This window comes from Lachnospiraceae bacterium KGMB03038, from assembly GCA_007361935.1.
GTDB lineage: Bacteria > Bacillota > Clostridia > Lachnospirales > Lachnospiraceae > Massilistercora.
Genome location: CP041667.1, coordinates 1847706 through 1868911 on the forward strand (window position 1 = coordinate 1847706; position 21206 = coordinate 1868911).

At 46.7% G+C, this 21206-nt stretch carries 15 protein-coding genes, 1 tRNA gene and 1 pseudogene; 3 read left to right on the forward strand and 14 right to left on the reverse strand.

The window, feature by feature from the left end; translation table 11 throughout:
- Positions 1-4: 4 nt before the first annotated feature.
- The 11 genes from FND36_08920 to FND36_08970 all read right to left on the reverse strand — a co-directional run bounded on the left by FND36_08920 (position 5) and on the right by FND36_08970 (position 15922).
- Positions 5-1444 (reverse strand): carboxyl transferase, encoded by a 1440-nt coding sequence (locus FND36_08920; protein ID QDW74136.1) that lies wholly within the window; start codon positions 1442-1444, stop codon positions 5-7.
- Positions 1445-1728: 284 nt separating this feature from the next.
- Positions 1729-3336: an IS1182 family transposase gene (locus tag FND36_08925; protein QDW74137.1), complete on the reverse strand. Its 1608-nt coding sequence runs from the start codon at positions 3334-3336 to the stop codon at positions 1729-1731.
- Between the two features lie 115 nt (positions 3337-3451).
- Positions 3452-5440: a 2-isopropylmalate synthase gene (locus FND36_08930; GenBank protein QDW74138.1), complete on the reverse strand. Its 1989-nt coding sequence runs from the start codon at positions 5438-5440 to the stop codon at positions 3452-3454.
- A gap of 123 nt (positions 5441-5563) precedes the next feature.
- Positions 5564-7093 carry a sodium:solute symporter gene (locus FND36_08935; protein ID QDW74139.1) on the reverse strand — a complete coding sequence of 510 codons (1530 nt, stop codon included), beginning with the start codon at positions 7091-7093 and terminating at the stop codon, positions 5564-5566.
- Positions 7094-7251: 158 nt separating this feature from the next.
- A complete protein-coding gene (locus FND36_08940; protein QDW74140.1) occupies positions 7252-7731 on the reverse strand; it encodes a methylglyoxal synthase in 480 nt (159 codons plus the stop codon).
- Positions 7732-7771: 40 nt separating this feature from the next.
- Positions 7772-8437: a UDP-N-acetylglucosamine pyrophosphorylase gene (locus FND36_08945; GenBank protein ID QDW74141.1), complete on the reverse strand. Its 666-nt coding sequence runs from the start codon at positions 8435-8437 to the stop codon at positions 7772-7774.
- Between the two features lie 2 nt (positions 8438-8439).
- The gene (locus FND36_08950; GenBank protein QDW74142.1) at positions 8440-10491 is read right to left on the reverse strand and encodes a type IA DNA topoisomerase; all 2052 of its coding nucleotides are present in this window, start codon (positions 10489-10491) and stop codon (positions 8440-8442) included.
- Between the two features lie 21 nt (positions 10492-10512).
- Complete coding sequence (gene ppk1 / locus FND36_08955; protein QDW74143.1) at positions 10513-12624, reverse strand: polyphosphate kinase 1; 2112 nt, start codon at positions 12622-12624, stop codon at positions 10513-10515.
- Between the two features lie 148 nt (positions 12625-12772).
- Entirely contained in the window at positions 12773-13858 is a 1086-nt protein-coding gene (asd, locus tag FND36_08960) for an aspartate-semialdehyde dehydrogenase (protein QDW74144.1), read from the reverse strand.
- 15 nt (positions 13859-13873) lie between these two features.
- On the reverse strand, positions 13874-15253 hold the full coding sequence (gene argH, locus FND36_08965) for an argininosuccinate lyase (GenBank protein ID QDW74145.1): 1380 nt from the start codon (positions 15251-15253) through the stop codon (positions 13874-13876).
- A gap of 60 nt (positions 15254-15313) precedes the next feature.
- On the reverse strand, positions 15314-15922 hold the full coding sequence (locus tag FND36_08970; protein QDW74146.1) for an epoxyqueuosine reductase QueH: 609 nt from the start codon (positions 15920-15922) through the stop codon (positions 15314-15316).
- A gap of 157 nt (positions 15923-16079) precedes the next feature.
- Between FND36_08970 and FND36_08975 the strand changes: the two genes are divergently transcribed.
- Together FND36_08975 and FND36_08980 are read left to right on the forward strand one after the other, a co-directional pair.
- Entirely contained in the window at positions 16080-16844 is a 765-nt protein-coding gene (locus FND36_08975) for an ABC transporter ATP-binding protein (protein ID QDW74147.1), read from the forward strand.
- Positions 16841-17638, forward strand: coding sequence for an ABC transporter permease (locus tag FND36_08980; protein QDW74148.1), 798 nt, complete (start codon positions 16841-16843; stop codon positions 17636-17638). The genes FND36_08975 and FND36_08980 overlap by 4 nt, the downstream gene beginning before the upstream one ends.
- Before the next feature lie 274 nt (positions 17639-17912).
- Here the strand turns inward: FND36_08980 and FND36_08985 are convergent, their stop codons facing one another.
- Together FND36_08985 and FND36_08990 are read right to left on the reverse strand one after the other, a co-directional pair.
- Positions 17913-18251, reverse strand: coding sequence for a hypothetical protein (locus FND36_08985; GenBank protein QDW74149.1), 339 nt, complete (start codon positions 18249-18251; stop codon positions 17913-17915).
- An 86-nt stretch (positions 18252-18337) separates the two neighbouring features.
- Positions 18338-19081 (reverse strand): hypothetical protein, encoded by a 744-nt coding sequence (locus FND36_08990; GenBank protein ID QDW74150.1) that lies wholly within the window; start codon positions 19079-19081, stop codon positions 18338-18340.
- 192 nt (positions 19082-19273) lie between these two features.
- Between FND36_08990 and FND36_08995 the strand changes: the two genes are divergently transcribed.
- Positions 19274-19346 (forward strand) — tRNA-Thr (locus tag FND36_08995).
- A 278-nt stretch (positions 19347-19624) separates the two neighbouring features.
- On the opposite strand, the pseudogene FND36_09000 reads toward FND36_08995, so the two are convergent.
- A pseudogene (locus FND36_09000) lies at positions 19625-21016 on the reverse strand (IS1182 family transposase).
- Between the last annotated feature and the right edge of the window lie 190 nt (positions 21017-21206).

Consider the following 21206-nt stretch of genomic DNA (forward strand, 5'->3'; position numbering starts at 1 on the left):
CTCTCTAAACCGTTCCATGTTTTTTCGCGGGGCGGTCCTCCCGTTTTGTAAACAGCATCTCAAACGCGCCGATCACATATTTTCTCGTGTCCGCCGGCTGGATGATCGTGTCGACATAGCCTCTTCTGGCAGCAGACAGAGGACTTGCCTGGAGTTCCTCATACTGGGCGGCCATCTCCCGCTGTGTCTCGGCGTCTTCTTTGGCGTACATGATCTTGGCCGCCAGGGCCGGCTCCATCATGCCGATCTGAGCGGATGGCCAGGCATAGACCATATCCGCGCCAACAGATTTGCTGTTCATGACAACGTAAGCGTTGCCGTAGGCCTTCCCTGTGATCAGATTGACTTTTGGCACGGTGGCATCCGCAAACGCAGCCGCAAGACGGGCCGCCGCCCTTGCCAGGTGCTTTTCCTCATATTCCGCGGCCTTGAAACCGGACACATTTGTCAATGTCAGGACCGGGATGTTAAAAGCGTCACAGAAATTTACAAAATCCGCGGCCTTCTGGGCGCCGTCCGCAGATAGAGATCCATCGAACTCAGCCGCCACACTCGCTTCTTCGTCAAAGATCTTCCATCGGTTTGCCACCGCTCCTACCGTCATTCCATTTAAACGGATAAAACCAGTCACCATGTCTTTCGCAAATTCCTTTTTCGTTTCAAAGAAAATCCCGCTGTCAGAGATTTCCGCAAGAGCCACCGCTCCATCAGCCGCCGCTCCCTCCATATTCTCGCAGGCTCGGTTCAGATCATCGGTACACTCTTCATAAGAGACATCTTCCTCATTGTTGCACGGCAGCATACAGATCAAGGTCCTGATATTTCCCAGAATCTCTTCTTCCGTTCCTGTTCCATCTATCAATCCCGTATTCTCGCTTTGGAAACCAGCAGAAGAAGTATCACATTTCTCCACTGTATTTCCTAAAATCGCATTGGGGGAGTTTACAAAGATTTTGCCCTTGTCCTTCTCCATGAAAGTAAAATCTGTCAATGCCGGGATGAGAGAAAGACCTCCTCCGCAAGAACCAAAGACCGCTGTGATCTGTGGAATCACTCCGGAAGCCATCGCCTGCTTCCGATACAGACTTCCAAACGCTTCCAGCGCGTCAGTCGCCTCCTGGAGTCTTAAACCGGCGCAGTCCACAAGACCTATGACCGGCGCGCCCATTTTCATCGCCATATCATAGAGATTCGTGATCTTCTTGGCGTGCATCTCGCCCACCGCCCCGTTCAATACAGCGGCATCCTGGCTGTACACATAAACCAGATTGCCATCGATCACTCCATATCCCGTGATCACTCCATCAGACGGGGTTTTTTGTTCCTGCAGGTTGAAATCTGTGTTTCTGGCTGTCACCGCTCCACCGATTTCAACAAAGCTGCCTGCGTCAAGCAAAGTCATGATCCGACTGCAAGCCGCATGTTCTGTTGCCGTGTTGCCCATAGTAAACCCTCCATTTTCTCATATATTTTAGTTGGTTTTTACTGAAAACAATTGTGAGGCAAAGAAAAATTTCTGCCAATTATATTATACTCTCATTGATTTAATTTCGCAATATTGTTAATTAATTGGCAATATCACAATGGGGGTGTCGCAAAATCATCAAATTAGGTGATGGAGCGATACCCTCGCTCCATTTAAAGGAAAACGGAAGTGATTCCACTTTGTTCTGTGGATTACTTCCGTTTTTGAGCATACTTTAATAAAGCTGCTTAGTTTCTGTTTGATTAAGCAGATTCCTTCACTGGAAACAGATGGTTTCCGGTTCGGTCATTTTGTATTTTAGCGTGAAGTTTGTTGAGATTATAGCCCATACTCAATAAAAGAATCTCCAGTTTTACTTTGGTTTTTCCACGGAGTAAAAATCTTTGAAATTCATAGTCGTTTTTCAGGACTCCAAATGCTCCCTCCACCTGGATCGAACGGTTCATCCGGTATAGGATCCCGGTTTCGCTCAGGATGTTTTCATAGGATTCCTGTCGTTTCTCCAAAAAGCTTTTGGATACATACAGCCGTTTGTTCCCTTTTGCTTTTGTACATTTCTCTTTATAAGGACAGTCCGTACAATCTTCGCATTCGTAGACGGTGACTTCGGATTCATAGCCACTTTTACTTGTCTGCTTTTTCAGGAAAATCGGCCGCAGTTTCTTCCCGGCATGACACGTATAGGTATCTGTCCTTTCATCATAACCCATGTTCTCACGTTTACTGATATCCTTTTTAAAACTCCTCTTTTTCCATTTCTCATACGTTTGCGGTTTGATATAGGGCTTTTGTTTCTGGTCTCTCAGATAGCTGTATCCTTCTTCACTTTCATATCCTGAATCTGCCGTCACGCTTGGATAACGGAATCCCAGTTTTTCTTCCATTCTCTTTAAAAAAGGGACCAGCGTCCATACATCATTCCGATCCTGAAAAATATCTGTCGCGACAATATATTCGCTGTCCACTGCGATCTGTACGTTATATCCCGGCTTCAACTGGGCATTCCGCATATGGTCATCCTTCATATGCATGAATGTGGCGTCCGGATCCGTCTTACAATAATTATTCCGTCCCCGGAAGCTGGCTGTATGCCAGTCGTAGATGGTCTGCCGTTCCAGAAAACGTTGGAACAGTTCCAGATATTTCTGGTTCCGGCTTTTCTGTTTCCCTCTTCCATGGACAAAAACGGTATGCTGTTCTTTACAGCTCTGTTCCAGAAACCGACAGATCTTCTGAAGATCCTGTGTTCTTGTTCCTTCCGTTACAGAAAAACTCTGTAGATACTCCTGGTTCAGAAGAGCTACGGCTTCCTGTACTTTCTGGAACATTTTTGTTTCCCATTTCCCTACGGATTTTTTCCAGACAAAGGTATATTTGTTTGCGCATGCCTCCAGCTTTGTCCCATCAATAAAAACGGTTTCCTTCGACAGCTCGCCCGCATTTTTCAGTCTCTTTACCATTTGATAGAAGAGATCTTCACAGGCATCCGCCAGGAATCCGGTACGGAAACGTGCGATCGTGCTGTGGTCAGGTGCTTTCTGCCCGGCGAGCAGCCACATAAAGTTGATATCTCGTCTGCATGCGGTTTCAATTTTTCTGGATGAATAAATGTTCTGGGAATACGCATAGGTCAGGATCTTGAACATGGTCTTAGGATCCACTGCCGGATTTCTGCCTTTGGCAGAGTAAGCCTGATACAGCAAGCTGTAATCCAATCCCTCCAATTCGTGGCTCAGCAGTCGGACAGAATCATCATCAGGAACCAAACCTTCCAAATTTAATGGCAAAACCAGTTGATAAGGTTCGCCGAATTCGGTATAATTTTTATGGTATTTTTGGTTAGTAGGCATATCTAATTATACCATGGATTATGGACTCTTCGGGGTCCGTTTTCTGTTTTTGGATATGAAAAAGGAGCGTTGCTCCATAGATGATTACTCATCTATTTTGCAACGCCCCCATTGCTTATTTCTGATTCCGGAACTGCATTGGAGTCATTTGATACGCCTTTTTGAAAAGTCTGTTAAAATGTTCTACATTTTGGTATCCCACGGTCAGCGCGATGTTTTCTACCGTCATATTACTGCTTTTCAGCAGCGCTCTTGCTTTTTTCATCCGGATCTTCTTTACAAATTCTCCAAAGGTCATTCCTGATTTCTCTTTGATATATTTAGAAAGATACGGCTTTGAAAGATAAAATTTCTTCGCCAGGTCATCCAAGGTGATATCGATATAGTTTGCCTGTATATAATTCATGATCTCGATCATCCGAGGGTCCTTGCAGCCGTCCGCTTTTCCAATCTCCTCGATCTTATTGACGGCCACAGTCAACGCTTCGATAGAAGCTTTGATGATATCCGCGTCGATCCCTACGCCCCAGAATGTCTTTTCCTTGCAGATGATCCCCACATAAGCCACCGCTTTAGAAGAAGATCCCTTTGTCTGAGAGTGTTCCTCGTAGAAGGTCAGCTCGTAGCTGATATTGAAATACTGTTTTATAGCGTTGCTGACCGCATCCAAACGACCATTTCCCATCGCTGTGATGGTATGCGTCTCGCCCCCGTGATTGATAGAGGCCTCTGCCGTGATCCCATCTGCCTGTTTGAAATGGCACTCGTCAATATGGAATACCGGTTTGGTATTGATGTAGTTATCAGAGAAGATCTGGTATACCCAGTCTGGCGTTAATTCTTTATGCGCTTTGTCGGATACGTCTTTCACAAGGTATCCCACTTCCTCTCTCATCTGCTGCGGCAGATTGATGCCGTGGCTCTGCTTCAGGATATAGTTGACGCCTCCTTTTCCGGACTGGCTGTTGATCCGGATCACATCGGAATCGTATTTCCGTCCCACATCCTGCGGGTCGATAGGAAGATATGGAACCGTCCAGGTATTGCAGTCCTTCTCTTCTCTCCAGTTCATACCCTTGGCAATCGCATCCTGATGTGAACCAGAAAAAGCCGTAAATACCAGGTCGCCCGCATAAGGCTGACGGGCGTCTACATGCATCCGTGTCAGCCGCTCATAGGTCTCACGGATCTTCTTCATATTAGAGAAGTCCAGTCCCGGATCTACGCCGTGGGAATACATATTCATTCCCATGGTCACCACATCCACATTTCCGGTCCGCTCTCCATTTCCGAATAAGGTTCCCTCGATCCTCTGGGCTCCCGCCAGGATTCCAAGCTCTGCCGTAGCCACACCGCAGCCTCTGTCATTGTGGGGATGCAGGCAGAGGATCACATTGTCTCTATATTTCAAATGCTTATCCACATACTCCAGCTGGCAGGCGAAGACATGAGGCATCGCGTTTTCCACTGTCGTTGGAATATTGATGATGGCCTTATTGTCCGCCGTTGGCTTCCAAACATCCAAAACCGCGTTGCATACTTCCACCGCATAGTCTACCTCTGTTCCCGAGAAACTCTCAGGGCTGTACTGGAACGTAAAGTTGCCGTCCGTCTCAGAGGCCAGCTTCAAAAGAAGTTCTGCCCCATCCACCGCGATCTGCTTAATTTCTTCCTTGCTCTTGCGGAACACCTGCTCTCTCTGAGCTACTGAGGTAGAATTATAAAGATGTACCACAGCGTGCGGCGCTCCCTTTACCGCTTCGAAGGTCTTTTTGATGATATGCTCCCTGGCCTGAGTCAATACCTGTACCGTCACATCGTCAGGAATCATATTTTTCTCGATCAAGGTCCGCATAAATTTATACTCTGTTTCAGAAGCCGCGGGAAATCCCACTTCAATCTCCTTAAAACCGATATCTACCAGCATCTGAAAATATTCCAGCTTTTCCTCCAGACTCATAGGCTCGATCAGCGCCTGATTTCCATCCCGCAGATCTACGCTGCACCAGATCGGCGGATGATCGATATATTCTTTCTTCACCCAGTCATAGGTAACTTCCGGCGGCATAAAATAGCCTCTTTGATACTTGCTGCAATTTTTCATTACCAAAAACACTCCTTAATAATAATCATCAATTTTATTGTCGTTTTTTACACTCCCTTATCCTATCACAGGAATATCAAAAAGGAAAGTGACAATTTTAATCACTTTCCTTGATTATTTTTATTATTTCGTTTCTAGAGATCGTTTCTTAGTAATCGTCACCTTTTCTTCATAGCAGCTAAACAGCTCTTCCATCCGTTGGGCATCCGGCTTCGGCGTCAGTACGCTCACCGCCGGAACAACGATAAGCCCTGCCAGCATAGCGGCCGCTCCCGCATTAATAGAGGATTCGATATAATGCAGAAACATGTTGGATACGGTGATCCCAACGCCGATAATAAAGCTAGCCCAAACAGCTGCCTTTGTCACTCGTTTCCAATACAGTCCGTACAGAAACGGAGCCAGAAAAGCGCCCGCGAGAGCGCCCCAGGAAATTCCCATCAACTGAGCGATAAAAGTGGGAGGGTTGACTGCCAGTACTACAGAGACCGCAATAAAGAATACGATCAGCATCTGCATGGCACGGACGAGTTTCTTGTCATCCGCGTGTTTTAGCAGATTCCCTTTCAAGAAATCCAAGGTTAACGTGGAGCTGGAAGTCAGCACTAGGGAGGCAAGGGTGGACATGGACGCGGACAATACCAGCACCACCACGATTCCGATCAGCACGTCCGATAAGCCGGACAGCATATAGGGAATGATACTGTCAAACACCACATTTCCCGCTTCATCATAAACCGCGGGACTGTCAAACAGTCTTCCAAATCCTCCAAGGAAATAGCAGCCGCCTGAAATGATCACCGCAAATATAGTAGAGATCACCGTCCCCGTATTGATTGATTTTTCATCCTTGATAGCATAAAATTTCCCGATCATCTGAGGCAGACCCCAGGTTCCAAGAGAGGTTAGAATCACCACCCCAAGCAGATTCAGCGGATCCGGCCCAAAGAAGGAAGTAAACGCTCCCGGCTGTCCCAAGGTGACTTCCACATCACTGGGAATCTCCGCCATCTTCCGGACAGCTTCCATAAATCCTCCCTGCCCGCTCAAGACAGCGGCGATCACAGCTATGATCCCGCCCAGCATGATGATCCCTTGGATGAAATCATTGATGGCCGTGGCCATATATCCTCCCAAGATCACGTAGATTCCAGTGAATACTGCCATGGCGATCACACACCAAGTATATGGCACGTGAAAGGCCATCTCAAAAAGCCGGGACAGGCCATTATAAATCGATGCCGTATATGGAACCAAAAACACAAATACGATCGCGGAAGCTGCCAGCTTTAAAGCCTTGCTTTCATACCGCTCACCAAAGAAATCCGGCATAGTCTTTGACTTCAAATGCTGGGTCATGACCTTAGTCCGCCTTCCCAATACCACCCAGGCAAGCAAACTGCCGATGACCGCGTTCCCCAGGCCGATCCATGTGGAAGCCAGTCCATATTTCCATCCAAACTGCCCCGCATATCCCACGAACACCACAGCCGAAAAGTAAGAAGTCCCATAGGCGAAGGCTGTCAGCCATGGCCCAACCGAGCGTCCTCCCAGCACAAATCCATCCACACTGTTCGTGTGTTTCCTGGCATAGACCCCGACCGCCACCATCACAGCAAAAAATAAAATCAGCATTGTCAGTTTAATACCCATTTTTCTCTCCTCATTCCTCAAGATGTTTGTTACTTTAAACCGTTGCGCTTTAAAGTATTAAAGTTTTGACAAAAAATAAAATAGCATATTTCAGGGACTTTGTCAATTAGGGCCGGGGGATTTTTAAAAATCCCCCGGCCCTAATTAAAAATGCCCTGTCACTTTTTCATCTTTTCTACCCGGTCGCGAATCGTTTTATCAAAGTTTTCTACTTTTCTCTGGTAAGGCTCTTCCATGTATTTTGACTGCAGCATGAAGTCCGCCGTTGCCAGGTTGTTTGCGATGGGAATATCATAGACTACGGCGATCCTAAGAAGCGCTTTTACGTCCGGGTCATGGGGCTGGGCTTCTAATGGATCCCACAAAAAGATCATAAAGTCAATCTGGCCTTCTACAATCTTGGCGCCGATCTGCTGGTCGCCCCCTAAGGGGCCGCTGCTGTACCCTTTCACAGGAAGTCTGGTTTTCTCAGCGATCAGCCGGGCTGTGGTCCCGGTTCCGCACAGGAAGTGGCCTTTCAGGATTTCTTTGTTCTTATCGCACCACTCTACCAGTTCCTTCTTCTTTCCATCATGGGCAACCAAAGCGATATGCTTTGTTTTTCCGATTTCAAAGGTTACATAATTATCTTCCAGCATCTGCTTCCCTCCTTACTCAATCTTTCTTCTCTCTGTTTTCCTACTGCTTTTCTACAACTTCTCCCTGCTTTTTGTAAATGCTTCCCGCCGGCACATAGCCTCTTACACTGGAAAGGGGATAGATATTGCTGTGTTTTCCCACAACGCTTCCCGGATTCAAAACAGTACCGCAGCCTACCTCCACTTCGTCTCCCAGCATTGCCCCGAATTTTTTCATTCCTGTCTCGATATTTTCTTCCGGCGTCTTGACCACTACCAGCTTTTTGTCTGATTTGACATTGGAAGTGATAGAGCCTGCTCCCATATGAGCTTTGTATCCCAGGATCGAATCTCCCACATAATTGTAATGCGGAACCTGTACTTTGTTGAACAGGATCACGTTTTTCAACTCTGTGGAATTTCCGACTACGGCTCCCTCGCCTACAATAGCGTTTCCGCGGATAAACGCGCAGTGGCGCACTTCCGCTTCCTTCCCGATAATGGCCGGTCCGTGGATATAAGCGGTCTCAAATACCTTCGCGGATTTCGCGATCCATACGTCCTCTCCCACTTTGTCATATTCATCGGCAGGAAGAGTCTCCCCTAATTCTTTAATAAAACCGCTGATCTTCGGAAGCACTTCCCAAGGGTAGGTCACTCCCTGGAAAATATCTTTGGCGATGGTCTCTTCCAACGTGTACAACTGTGCAACTGTCAATTCTTTCATGTTTACATCTCTCCTGACTTTTTAGATTTTATATTTTTGGGCATTGCCGCCTTTTTCCTGTAAAATGGAGCCACTCGGTCATAACAGGCCCGAAGCTGCCCTTGATTGTTAAGTTCTTTCACGCCCTGTGTCCTGCTTGTGATAAACCGGTCCAGTTTCTCCATATATTCATCCGGAGTGATCTCTCCCTCCGCCACATAGGTCAGTCCTTTCTCCCAGCTCGCGGTCAATTCCGGATTCAACAGTGAACGTATGGAATGATCTACCACGTCATAGATCATTTCTCCCGTCATGGTGGGTGTCACGATCTGCGTCTTCTTATTCAGCGCCAGATACTTATTATTGAACAGTTTCTTCAAGATTTCTCCTCTGGTAGCGCTGGTTCCTATACCGCTGCCTTTGATCTGGGAACGGAGCTCCTCATCCTCAATAAGCTGTCCCGCGTTTTCCATAGCCAGGATCAGCGATCCGGAATTATAGCGCTTAGGAGGAGACGTTTTCCCTTCTTTTATGTCAAAAGACCGGATCTTAAGGATCATCCCTTTTCTCAGCCCTTTAATCTTCTCAAAGAAATGGATATCCGTATCCGTATCCTTCTCCGCTTCCTTTCCTTCCTCCGCGGCATCCTTCTTCTGTCCCGGCACACCGGCCACTTCCAGATAGCCTTCCTCTGCCAGCACTTTGAAATTGGAGAAAAATTTCTCTTCTTTTCTCTGTGTCACGATAGCCACTTTCTGGTATACCGCAGGCGGATAGAAGATGCTCAGGAACCGGCGGACGATCAGATCGTAGACTTTCCGGGAAATATCCGGAAGCTTCTGAAGGCCGGCGATTCCCTGTCCTGTAGGGATGATCGCGTAGTGATCTGTGATCTGGCTGTCGTTGACATACCGGGTCTTCTCGATTCCTTTGTGGCTTCCCATAGAAGCAATCTTATTCAGAAATGGGACCGCCGCCGGATACTGCATAAGTCCATTGAGATTCTTATGGATCTCTTTGGCTACCGCTGAGGAAAGCACTCTTGCATCCGTTCTTGGGTAAGTAGCTAATTTTCTTTCGTATAATTCCTGAACGATGCGCAGCGTCTCATCCGGGCTGATCTTAAACCGTTTTGAACATTCATTCTGCAGCTCCGCCAGGTTAAATAGGAGCGGCGGATTCTTCTTCTCCTTCTTCTTTTCCACAGAAAGCACCTGACATTCCAGCGGTTCCGGAGATTTCAGCCACTCGATCAGCTCCCTCGCTTTGTCTTCCTTCAGGAACCCGTTCTCCTTATACAGATCTTTCGACCCAAACCACCGGGAGCCTTCTGCGGCTCTCCACTCTCCCTCAAAAGAGCTTCCTTCCTCTCCAATAGAGGCGATCACACGGTAGAAAGGTGTCTCTTTAAATTCCCGGATCTCCCGCTCTCTGCGGACCACCATTCCAAGTACGCAGGTCATAACCCGTCCCACCGAGATCACCGCGTATCTGGTATGCAGGTAATTGGATATGCTATTTCCATATTTTAATGTAAGGAGTCGGGAAAAATTAATCCCCATCAGATAATCTTCTTTGGCTCTCAGATAAGCAGATTCGGAAAGATTATCATATTCTCTTAAATCCTTTGCCTCCCGGATCCCCCGCAGGATCTCTTCCTCCGTCTGAGAGTCGATCCAGACTCGTCTTCTTTCCTTTCCGCGGACTCCTGCCTGCTGTTCCACAAGGCGATAGATATACTCTCCCTCCCGTCCCGAATCGGTACATACATAGATGGTATCCACGTCCTTCCGGTTCAGGAGAGACGCCACAATCTGATACTGCTTTTTGACAGCGGGAATGACCTCATACCGGAATTCTTCCGGGATAAAAGGCAGAGTCTCCAAGCTCCAGCGCTTCAGAGAAGGATCATAGGCCTCTGGATAACTCATGGTCACCAGGTGCCCGACGCACCAGGTGACCACTGCTTCTTCTCCTTCCAGATACCCATCCTGCCTCCTCGTCTTCAATTTTAACGCCTTGGCAAATTCCTGTGCCACACTGGGTTTCTCCGCAATATAGAGTGACTTCCCCATAAAATCATTCAAACTCCTTCTCTATTTCTTCGAGAAGAGACCTTTCACCTTATCCATTAGAGTCTTCTTCTCTTCTACAGGCCGCTCTTTCGCTCTCTGCAGAGCTTCCTCCATAAATACCGCCTGTGAATCCACGAAAGGCTCTTTCTGTTCTCTCTTACGGTAAGTCCCATCGCTTTGCAGTACTCTGGCCTTAATATTGTCACTGAGCATAACCTTAAGATAATGATTGATCTGCCGCTTAATATCCGGATCCAGGATCGGACAGGCCACTTCCACCCGCTTCTCCGTATTCCGGGTCATCATATCAGCGGAACCGATATAGATCTTCTGCTCATCTCCCGCGCCAAAGCTAAAGATCCTGGGATGTTCCAGATATCTTCCCACCACGCTCATAACACGCAGATTGTCTGTGTATCCCGGAATCCCCGGAAGGATACAGCAGATCCCGCGCACAATGATGTCGATTCTGACGCCGGCCCGTGACGCTTCGGATACCTTCTCGATAAAGTCTACGTCTGTCAGCGAATTCATCTTCATAATGATCCGGCCCGAAGAACCTTTCCTTATTTCCTCATCCATCAGCTGGAGCACCTTCTGCTTCAGACTGGTAGGAGCGACGATCAGATGCTGATATACGCCGTCCAGATTTCCAATAGACATATTTTTAAAGAATTCGGAAGCATCCTTGCCGATTTCCGGATTGCCTGTCATAAGCGACAGATCTGTATACATTGCCGCCGTTTTCTCATTATAGTTTCCTGTTCCGATCTGGGTGATGTACTGGATCTCATTCCTGTTCCGGTAGGTGATAAGACATACTTTGGAGTGCACCTTATACCCCTCAAAGCCGTAGATCACCCGGCAGCCAGCCTCCTCCAGCCGTTCTGACCAGTCGATATTATTCTGCTCATCAAACCGCGCCCGCAGCTCGATCAGTACCGTTACTTCCTTTCCATTCTCCGCCGCCGCGCACAGATACTCTACCAGACGGGCCTTTTTCGCCAGACGGTAGATGGTGATCTTGATCGTCATGACAGAGGGATCCGCGGCCGCCTCTTTGATCAAACGAAGAAATGGATTCATACTCTCATAAGGATAGAACAAAAGAAGATCCTTGCGCTTGATCTGCCGCATCATAGGGATACTCTCCTGCACGCGGGCTGAATTTTGCGGTGAGAAAGGCGGATAAGTCAAAGACCGTTTCATAGGTTCCGGCAGATTGCCGCTAATCGCAAACATATAGGCCAGTTTCATAGGCATTTTCGTCCGAAAGATCTGGTTTGGTTTGATCTTGAATTTTTCGCAGAAATAACTCTCTGCTTCCGGGCTTAATTTTTCAGCTACCTCCAGACGCACTACCGCCATCCGGCGCCTTTTATGCAGCGTCTTTTTCATCAGCTTCCGGAAATCTTCCTCCACTTCCAAAGCCTCGTCATCCGGCGCCACATCCGCGTTTCGGGTGACACAGATATAATTCGGATCAGACACTTCATACTGAGGGAATACCAGAGAAAGGTATTCCATGATTACTTTTTCCATCCTGATATAACGGATGTCATGCCCCGGAAGATACAGAATGTCCGATACAAACTGCGGCACCGGTACGATTCCGATCATATCTTTCTCCTTCATCTTCAGTGTGGCTGTCACATAGATCTCTTTATTCAGAAGATGGGGGAAGGGGTGGTTCGCGTCCACAATCTGGGGTGACAGGATCGGAAGGATCTGGTCTTTAAAATATTTCTTTACATATTTCTTTTCATTTTGTTCCAATTCCTTAAAATCCAGACCGCATACCCCATATGGATGGAGCTGCCGTTTAATATCCGCATACGTTTTATCCCGCTCTTTATAGAGCGGGGCTACGGCCTCTAAGATCTTCTCGATCTGCTCCCCCGGCGTCATCCCGGAACGGCTGTCTCTGGCTCCCGCATCCGTATGGGCCATGTCAAACAAGCTTCCCACGCGGATCATAAAAAACTCATCTAAGTTACTGGTAAAGATCGCTACAAATTTCATCCGTTCCAGAAGCGGCACCGTAATATCCCTTGCCTCTTCCAGCACTCTCTGGTTAAATTTCAGCCATGATAATTCTCTGTTCTGAGTATAATTCAAAATCTCTTTTTCCATCTGTACTGACCTCTCTTTTCTTCCAGATCCTGAAAAATTACAGAATCCGCCATTTTTATAATCATGCTCCAGCATACCATTCCGATAGGCTTCTTTCTATCCCGGCTGGTTTAACAGCAGGTTAATTCTAGGTAAAAGAGATTTCCGTTTATTTTGCCTGGATGTAACCCTTCGCCGTCAGCGCTTCCGCGCACAGCACCGCGCCTCCGGCCGCGCCCCGGACCGTATTGTGGGAAAGGCCAATGAATTTATAATCATAAATCGTATCTTCTCTCAGACGCCCAATCGTAACTCCCATGCCGCGCTCGTAATCCACGTCCAGTTTTACCTGCGGGCGGTCGTCCTCTGTCAGATATCGGATAAACTGTTTTGGCGCGCTTGGAAGGTCAGCCTCCTGAGGGAATCCTTTGTAGCTTTCCAGCCGCCGGATCAGTTCTTCCTTAGAAGGCTTCTTCTCAAAATTAATGAAGACCGCGGCTGTGTGGCCGTTGAGGACCGGCACCCGGACGCACTGGCAGGTGATCTTGGGAAGATCCGCCTTCACAATCTGTCCATTTTCTACCCGGCCAAGCACACGCAGCGGCTCCTGCTCGCTTTTTTCTTCTTCCCCGCCAATATAGGGAATCACGTTTTCTACCATCTCCGGCCAGTCTTTGAATGTCTTTCCCGCCCCGGAGATGGCCTGATATGTGGTAGCCACCACCTCTTTGGGACCGAATTCTTTCCAAGCCGCGAGACATGGCGCATAGCTTTGGATCGAACAGTTGGGTTTGACCGCGATAAAGCCTCTGGCTGTTCCCAGACGTTTTCTCTGGTCCGCGATCACGTCAAAATGATCGATATTGACCTCCGGGATAACCATGGGCACATCCGGGGTCCAACGATGGGCGCTGTTGTTTGAGACCACCGGCGTCTCCGTCTTTGCGTACGCTTCCTCGATCTTACGGATCTCCTCTTTCGTCATATCCACCGCGCTGAATACAAAATCCACGCCCGCGGCCACTTTTTCTATTTCATTTACATTTGCGACTTCCAGTTTTTTTACCGCTTCCGGCATAGGGGAGGTCATCTTCCAGCGGCCGCCCACCGCTTCTTCATAGGTTTTCCCCGCGGACCGCGGGCTTGCCGCCACCGTTACTACTTCAAACCAGGGATGATCTTCCAGAAGAGAGATAAATCTCTGTCCCACCATTCCTGTAGCTCCTAAAATTCCGACTCTTAATTTCCGTTCCATCCTTTTCTCTCCTTCCTAATGCTCCTCCATGGCTTTATGGTAAATCTCTAAAACCTGTTCCATTGCCTCACGTCCTGGCGCCCCGATGGTAATCCGCTTGTCTACGCAGGTCTTCAGGCTGATAGCTTCGTAAATATCCGCCTGAAATTCTGGCGATATCTTCTGATATTCCTCAAGAGGAAGCTCGTCTAAAGCAATCCCCTTCTCGATGCAAAGAAGTACCAGACGTCCTACGATGCCGTGGGCATCCCGGAACGGCACGCCCCGGTTCACCAGGTAATCCGCCGCATCCGTCGCGTTGGTAAATCCGTTTTTCGCGCTTTGTTCCATCCGGTCTTTCTTAAATTCCATGGTCCGGAGCATACCGGCGAAAAGGGTCAGGCAGCCTTTGGCCGTGTCGATGGCGTCAAAAGCCCACTCTTTATCTTCCTGCATATCTTTATTGTAGGCCAGAGGAATTCCCTTCATGGTCGTCAGAAGGGCCTGCAGAGCTCCATATACTCTTCCCGTTTTTCCCCGTACCAGTTCCGCGATATCCGGGTTCTTCTTCTGGGGCATGATGCTGCTTCCTGTGCTGTACCCATCGTCAATCTCTACAAATTGGTATTCATTGGAATTCCACAGGATGATTTCTTCTGAAAACCGGCTCAGATGCATCATGACCAGAGACAGGTCTGACAAGAGTTCTATCAGATAGTCCCTGTCGGACACGCCGTCCATACTGTTTAATGTAGGGCCTTCAAAACCCAGAAGCTTCGCTGTATATTCACGGTCTAAAGGATAGGTGGTCCCTGCCAGCGCTCCAGACCCCAGAGGGCAGGTATTCATCCTGGCATACAGTCCTTTCAGACGCTCATGATCCCTCCAGAACATTTCAAAATAAGCGCCCATATGATGGGAGAGCGTCACTGGCTGAGCCTTCTGCAGGTGGGTAAATCCCGGCATATAAGTGTCCAGATTTTCATCCATGATCTGAAGGATCGCTTCCAGCAGCTCTTTGACAAGCCCATCCAGATTCCAAACTTCTTCTCTGGTATACAGCTTCATATCCAGCGCCACTTGATCGTTGCGGCTCCTGCCGGTATGCAGTTTCTTTCCCGGCTCTCCGATCCGCTGGATCAGGATCGCTTCCACAAAGCTGTGGATGTCTTCATATTCCTCTGTGATCTTTAATTTTCCTTCTTCTACATCCTTTAGGATTCCTTCCAGGCCCTCGATGATCTGCTCTTTTTCCCGCGCCGTCAAGATCTTCTGCTTTTCCAGCATCGTCACGTGGGCAATGCTGCCTTTGATATCCTGCCGAAAGAATCGTTTATCAAAAGAAATTGACGCGTTGAACTGATAAACCAGCTGTTCCGTTTCTTTTGTAAAACGCCCGCCCCATAATTGTGCCATAGTTTCTTCTTCCTTCCTTATAAAATACTGTAATCGATTTTAACATATTCTGTTCTAAAGTCAATGGCGGGCTCGCAATGAAAACTCGCAGCCGCAGTAGTCCTGACGATACAGATCATATTCTTTTGAGAGCTCGATGGAACGTTTGTAGCCGTTCTTCTTTTTAAAATCTGACTGCAGATAAGGTACGCCGTACTTCTCTCCCATCCGCGTCCCGATCTCATTGAGCCGGTCCGCGTTTTTCAGAGGGCTGATGCTAAGGGTCGTGGTAAAATAGTCCGCCTCTGTCTTTACCGCCATCTGGGCCGCTTCCTCAAGCCTCAGCGCGTAACACTTCAGGCACCGTTCTCCCCCTTCTTTCGCCTGTTCAAGCCCCTTGGCCATCTCATAGAATTTTTCTTGATCATAAGGGCCTGCCAGAAAGGATACAGGATGGACAAACGGCATCCTGCCGATCAATTCCTGCTGTTCCCAAATCCTCTTGGTGTATTCGCTCTCAGGATAAATATTGGGATTGTAGTAAAATACCGTGATCTCAAAATATTTATTTAAATATTCCAGCACATAACTGCTGCATGGAGCACAGCAGCTGTGGAGCAGAAGCTTTGGCGTCCGTTCTTCCAGCGCCAGACGCTCAAGCAGTTTATCCAGCTCTTTTTGGTAATTCATGAACCTGTTTCTCCTTTTGTAAAACCTCTTCCTAAAATTATAACTTTTCCCAGTTGTTCTGACAAGGATTTTCTCTCCATCTCCCGCTGATACAGCGGCTGTAACCTTCCTTTTATCTTCCACATAAAATAAGATATAGTCGTTACTGGAGGTTGCCATGGAACGAGTTCTGGAACTAAAACATATTTACTATGCCTACCATACTCTGGAAGGAGAGACTTCGACTCTCACAGACATTTCCTTCGCTCTGGGGGAAGGGGAGTTTGTGGCTATCGTAGGCCCTTCCGGCTGCGGGAAATCCACGCTTCTATCCATCATCGCCGGACTCCTTACGCCAGAACGGGGGCTGATCAAAATCAATGGAAAATACTTAAAAGAAAGCACCACTAATGTAGGATACATGCTGCAGCACGATGAGCTTTTTGAATGGAGGACCATCTACAACAACGTGATCCTGGGCCTGGAAGTCCAGCATATGCTGACGGCCCGCACAAGAGAAAGGGCGCATGAGCTTCTGGATATCTATGGGCTGAAACAATTTTCCGCAAGCAGGCCTTCCGAGCTGTCCGGCGGAATGCGCCAAAGAGCCGCCCTGATCCGCACCCTGGTCCTGGAGCCGGATATCCTCCTTTTGGATGAACCATTTTCCTCCCTGGACTATCAGACTCGTTTGGGCGTAGGAGACGATATTGGTCAGATCATCCGGCGGGAGAAAAAAGCGGCGCTCTTGGTGACCCACGATCTATCAGAAGCCATTTCTCTGGCAGATCGTGTCATTGTCCTTTCCGGCCGTCCCGCTTCTATCCGGCAGACGATTCCTCTGATCTTCGACCTGACCGAGGATACTCCCATGAACCGCCGAGGAGCCCCGGAATTTAAAACATATTTTAATCTTATCTGGAAGGAGTTGAATAACCAATGAGCGAACTGTCAACCGGTCAGAAACAGTATCTGACCGCATATCGAAGAGGGCAGCGCATCATACGCATCTCCCGGATCCTGATCTTCTTTAGTTTCCTCTTTATCTGGGAGTTCACCGCAAATGTAGGAATCATAGATTCTTTCATTTTCAGCAGCCCATCTAAAATAGCCTTATGCTTCTGGGAAATGGTGCTGGACCAAAGCATTTTTCTTCATATTGGCGTCACTCTTTATGAGACTATCCTAAGTTTCCTCCTTGTCATTGCCATCAGTATCCTGATGGCAGTGCTTCTCTGGTTCTCCGGGAAACTTTCGAAAATCCTGGATCCTTACCTGGTTGTCTTAAACAGTCTTCCCAAATCCGCCCTGGCGCCTCTTCTTATTGTGTGGCTGGGAGCCAACCGGACTACCATAATCGTGGCCGGAATGTCCGTTGCGATCTTCGGAAGCATCCTAAACCTGTATACCAGCTTTACCACTGTAGATCCCGGAAAGATCAAATTGATCTACACCTTTCAGGGAACCCGGCTGCAAGCTTTGACTAAAGTAGTACTGCCAAGCTCTATCCCCGCCATAATCAGCAACATGAAGGTCAATATCGGGCTGTGTCTGGTGGGAGTGATCATCGGAGAATTCCTGGCCGCCCGGAATGGGCTTGGATATCTCATCATCTATTCCAGCCAGGTATTCAAGATGGATTGGCTGCTGATGTCCATCGTCCTTTTATGCATCATGGCGATGGTGCTGTATGCGGCGATTGAGCTGATAGAAAAATTGTGCAGGAAAAGATTTTGATATGCCAAATTTGTCTCACGCCATCCGGTACTATGTAATCTGCATGTTCTCTTTGGCGCGGCAGCAACAGGCAGCAGCAATGGATAAAGTAATCAAGCAGTTCAACCCCCCGCCTTAAGCATAGCGTGTAGTGCTGTGTTTAAGGCGAACAAAAAAGTACTATAGTTCTAGTTCAGTCTGAATGCCGCAAAAGACTCTATATAATCATGAATTTTCATTGCTAACTCAGGATTTTCTGGAATATTAATATCCATACTTTTTCTCCTTAATGACACTACTTACATTTTCTCAAAATCGCCTCTATTTGCGATTTAATTTGTTCATATTCATGGTTTGCCCGATATCTTACCTCATAGCTATTGTCCCATATATAAAACTCACTCAATCCTCCTCTCGGCGGAAACATACTTTTATATTGCCTTGCCGCCTCACTGACTAATTCTTCATATCTTATTGTATCATTGGCTAATTCCACATCAAGGTATTGAACCATATTCTTTATGGTTCTCTTACCATAATTGATATCGTTGTTAGGATTTGAAATAATAATATCGTACAGTTCTTTCAATAATTTTATAAGATTTATAATAAGCTCTCTTTCATTGCTTTTCATAGTTTCCTCCAAGGTATTTACACCATTCGGCCGCAGCATCCCAGAACTCCTCCCAGCCACTTTTCTCAGCCTCCCGCTTCAGGTAATTAAAAGATCCCTATTTCTTCCAGTTGTTCCGCGTCCTTCAAATTACTGATGATATCCATGAATTTCTCCGCAACAAATTCCAATTCATCATAGATATTTTCTTGACTGTCCTCATCGTAATATCCTGCAGGCGTCCTTAACCAAATCTGCCCATAAGTATCTGCTCCGGAATCGCAGTTCAGTACGGCTACGCAGCCGCAACTATCTAGAATGGGCAGGTGATATTTCTCAGTCATCTTTTCCTCACAACAATTTTTATATATTGCTGGTATTTTATCAGGCGTAAACCATTCTGATATTTCTAACGTATTTTCTTCATCAATAACATAATATTTTCTTACCGTCGAATCAAACTCTCCCTTTTTCAAAAAACTCAGATACTCTTGCGGAATCAGGCAGCCAAATTCTTGTTTTGCCCACGCCATAAAATTTTCAAATTCTCTATATTTTTTATATATTTTCTCAAGCTCTTCTCCGTTAAAATCAATACCGTATTTGTCCTTTGCAATGACTCTTAAATATTCATCATAACACGCCTCTAAAAAGGCCAATCCTTCTATTGTGATCATCTCTTCATTTAAAGAGCTACCATCGTCTATCCCATCTTCGAGTTCTTCTTTTCCTTCTGCCGACAGCATCTTATGATCGGCAAGCCATGTAAATACCGTATCAAAATGACGAATCACTAAATCCTCTGGAATTCCTCCATCAATCTGCCATGCAGCTTTGTCAATAATAACCATAGATGAGTTCCCCCTCTCTAATCTTATGACTATATCACATTGTAAAATATATCCATTTTCACGTAAAGTTTATTTTTCTTTCGATAATAAGTCTTTCAACAATTTCTTCGCATTTCATAAAAAAGTTCTTGCAAATCTCCAGAAATCCGATATAATATATTTTGTGGCCTGACAAGATCGGGGCGTAAATGCGCTGGAATAGCTCAGTCGGTAGAGCACTTCACTCGTAATGAAGGGGTCGTCGGTTCAAGTCCGATTTCCAGCTTTGCAAGAAAAGAACGGAATCCTATGATGGTTAGGATTCCGTTCTTTTTCATTCGGGTACACCCCTTTCGTCATTTTGGTACAGGGCAAAATGCAATTCCAGACGTAGCCTTTTTGCAAAAGGCTACGTCTGGAATTTCAGACTGTAGACAAAGTTGGTGCTGGAGCCTAGCTCCAGCACCACTCTTTTTGCCAAAATGCCAACTCCCATATTTTTTTATAAAAGATAAAAAAGAATCCTGTTTTTTTGTCCTGCCTTTCCCTTACATCCAGAATCTTTGCCAGCTTTTTCAGATTCATGCACGCAAAGGTCAGCCCCGCTTTCATTCTCATTCGGGCGTTGCCGATATATTGTGTGTATCGAAATCCATGCTGTTCTTTTGCACTTCCGAACAATCTCTCAATGGTTTCTTTTCTCAACATATAGATCTCTTTGTTCCCAAGAGTATAGCGGATATCCTCACTGGTTTCCAGATACTCTTCCCAAATGTGGCGGGAGATCGTTTTTTCATGCTCTTTGCTTTCTGTACAGTTGGAAAGGTAAGGGCAGTTTTTACAGATGCTTTTATCGCTCTTGTATTCTTTGTACCCTTCCCGGTTCGTTGTCCGATAAGTAAGGATCTGATCCGCCGGACAGATATAGCAGTCATAGTACTCATCGTAGACATACTCATATTTCTTGAAGAATCCATCTTTTGTCATGGGCCTTTTATACGGAAACAGAGGCTGTATCCCGTCTTTTAACAATTCTCGGGCGATTGCTGGAGTCTTATATCCGGCATCCAATACCATCATCTCCATATCCAGGTCTTTCAACTTGTCGTACAAAGGCTTCCATGTCCTGCTGTCATGTTCATTCCCTGGATGCACAGTATAACCTAAGATCCACCCGTGCTTGTCACATGCAGTCTCTATGCTGTATGCAAAAACATGTTTATGTTCGCCTTTTCGGAACCACCCGCTTTCCGGATCTGAAGTACTGCATTTTTGCGTTTTGGCTCCTTCCGGGATCTCGTCTGAAGAACCGCTTTCACCAGAAGTGCCGCTACCCGCTGCAGGCGGTGTAGTTGAATCATCCTTTTTTTCTTTTAAAGGTTTCTTTCCATGATTTTTGCGGTCTTCATTGATTTCTTTTTTTAACTCCTCCTCATACCATAGAGCTTCTTGAGATGCAATCCTCTTTCGCCTCTTTTTGCTGTTCGCACAGGCTTTTACATGGGTAGAATCCACAAACACGGTAGACGTATCTACCAGATGAAACTTCATACATTGTTCGAGGATATGGGAAAAGATCTGTTCAAACAGTTCCGTATCCTTAAAACGCCGGGTATAGTTTTTCCCAAAAGTAGAAAAGTGAGGAACTGGATCCAGCATATCCAGACCGAGAAACCAACGATACGCTACATTCACTTCGATTTCTTTGATCGTCTGGCGCATACTTTTAATCCCATAGAGATACTGGATAAAAGGGATTTTGATCAGCATCACCGGATCCATGCTCGGCCTTCCGTTATCTGCACAATACTTGTCTTCTACAAGATCGTAAATAAAGTTCCAGTCAATTGCCCGGTCAATCTTTCGGAGCATGTGATCCTTTGGCACCATGTCATCCATGCTGAACAGCATCATTTGTTCTCTTTTTTTATCGGAATCTCTTGTCATCATAAGCAGGCCCTCCTTATAGGATAATTATACCATGTGCAGAGAACGCACCGCTTAACTTTCGAGTTGATAAGTAGGGGATTTTTCTTGATAAAAACCGGAAGAATCATTGAAATGTTGATAACTACAATAGAAAAGCTCCGGTGTAAACCGGGGACTTTGTCTACAGTCTGCAATTCCAGACGTAGCCTTTTTGCAA

Bases quoted from the DNA above. Each gene is read 5' to 3' on its own strand.
- FND36_08920 (QDW74136.1), bottom strand. From the start codon at position 1,444: ATGGGCAACACGGCAACAGAACATGCGGCTTGCAGTCGGATCATGACT.
- FND36_08925 (QDW74137.1), bottom strand. From the start codon at position 3,336: ATGCCTACTAACCAAAAATACCATAAAAATTATACCGAATTCGGCGAA.
- FND36_08930 (QDW74138.1), bottom strand. From the start codon at position 5,440: ATGAAAAATTGCAGCAAGTATCAAAGAGGCTATTTTATGCCGCCGGAA.
- FND36_08935 (QDW74139.1), bottom strand. From the start codon at position 7,093: ATGGGTATTAAACTGACAATGCTGATTTTATTTTTTGCTGTGATGGTG.
- FND36_08940 (QDW74140.1), bottom strand. From the start codon at position 7,731: ATGCTGGAAGATAATTATGTAACCTTTGAAATCGGAAAAACAAAGCAT.
- FND36_08945 (QDW74141.1), bottom strand. From the start codon at position 8,437: ATGAAAGAATTGACAGTTGCACAGTTGTACACGTTGGAAGAGACCATC.
- FND36_08950 (QDW74142.1), bottom strand. From the start codon at position 10,491: ATGGGGAAGTCACTCTATATTGCGGAGAAACCCAGTGTGGCACAGGAA.
- ppk1 (QDW74143.1), bottom strand. From the start codon at position 12,624: ATGGAAAAAGAGATTTTGAATTATACTCAGAACAGAGAATTATCATGG.
- asd (QDW74144.1), bottom strand. From the start codon at position 13,858: ATGGAACGGAAATTAAGAGTCGGAATTTTAGGAGCTACAGGAATGGTG.
- argH (QDW74145.1), bottom strand. From the start codon at position 15,253: ATGGCACAATTATGGGGCGGGCGTTTTACAAAAGAAACGGAACAGCTG.
- FND36_08970 (QDW74146.1), bottom strand. From the start codon at position 15,922: ATGAATTACCAAAAAGAGCTGGATAAACTGCTTGAGCGTCTGGCGCTG.
- FND36_08975 (QDW74147.1), top strand. From the start codon at position 16,080: ATGGAACGAGTTCTGGAACTAAAACATATTTACTATGCCTACCATACT.
- FND36_08980 (QDW74148.1), top strand. From the start codon at position 16,841: ATGAGCGAACTGTCAACCGGTCAGAAACAGTATCTGACCGCATATCGA.
- FND36_08985 (QDW74149.1), bottom strand. From the start codon at position 18,251: ATGAAAAGCAATGAAAGAGAGCTTATTATAAATCTTATAAAATTATTG.
- FND36_08990 (QDW74150.1), bottom strand. From the start codon at position 19,081: ATGGTTATTATTGACAAAGCTGCATGGCAGATTGATGGAGGAATTCCA.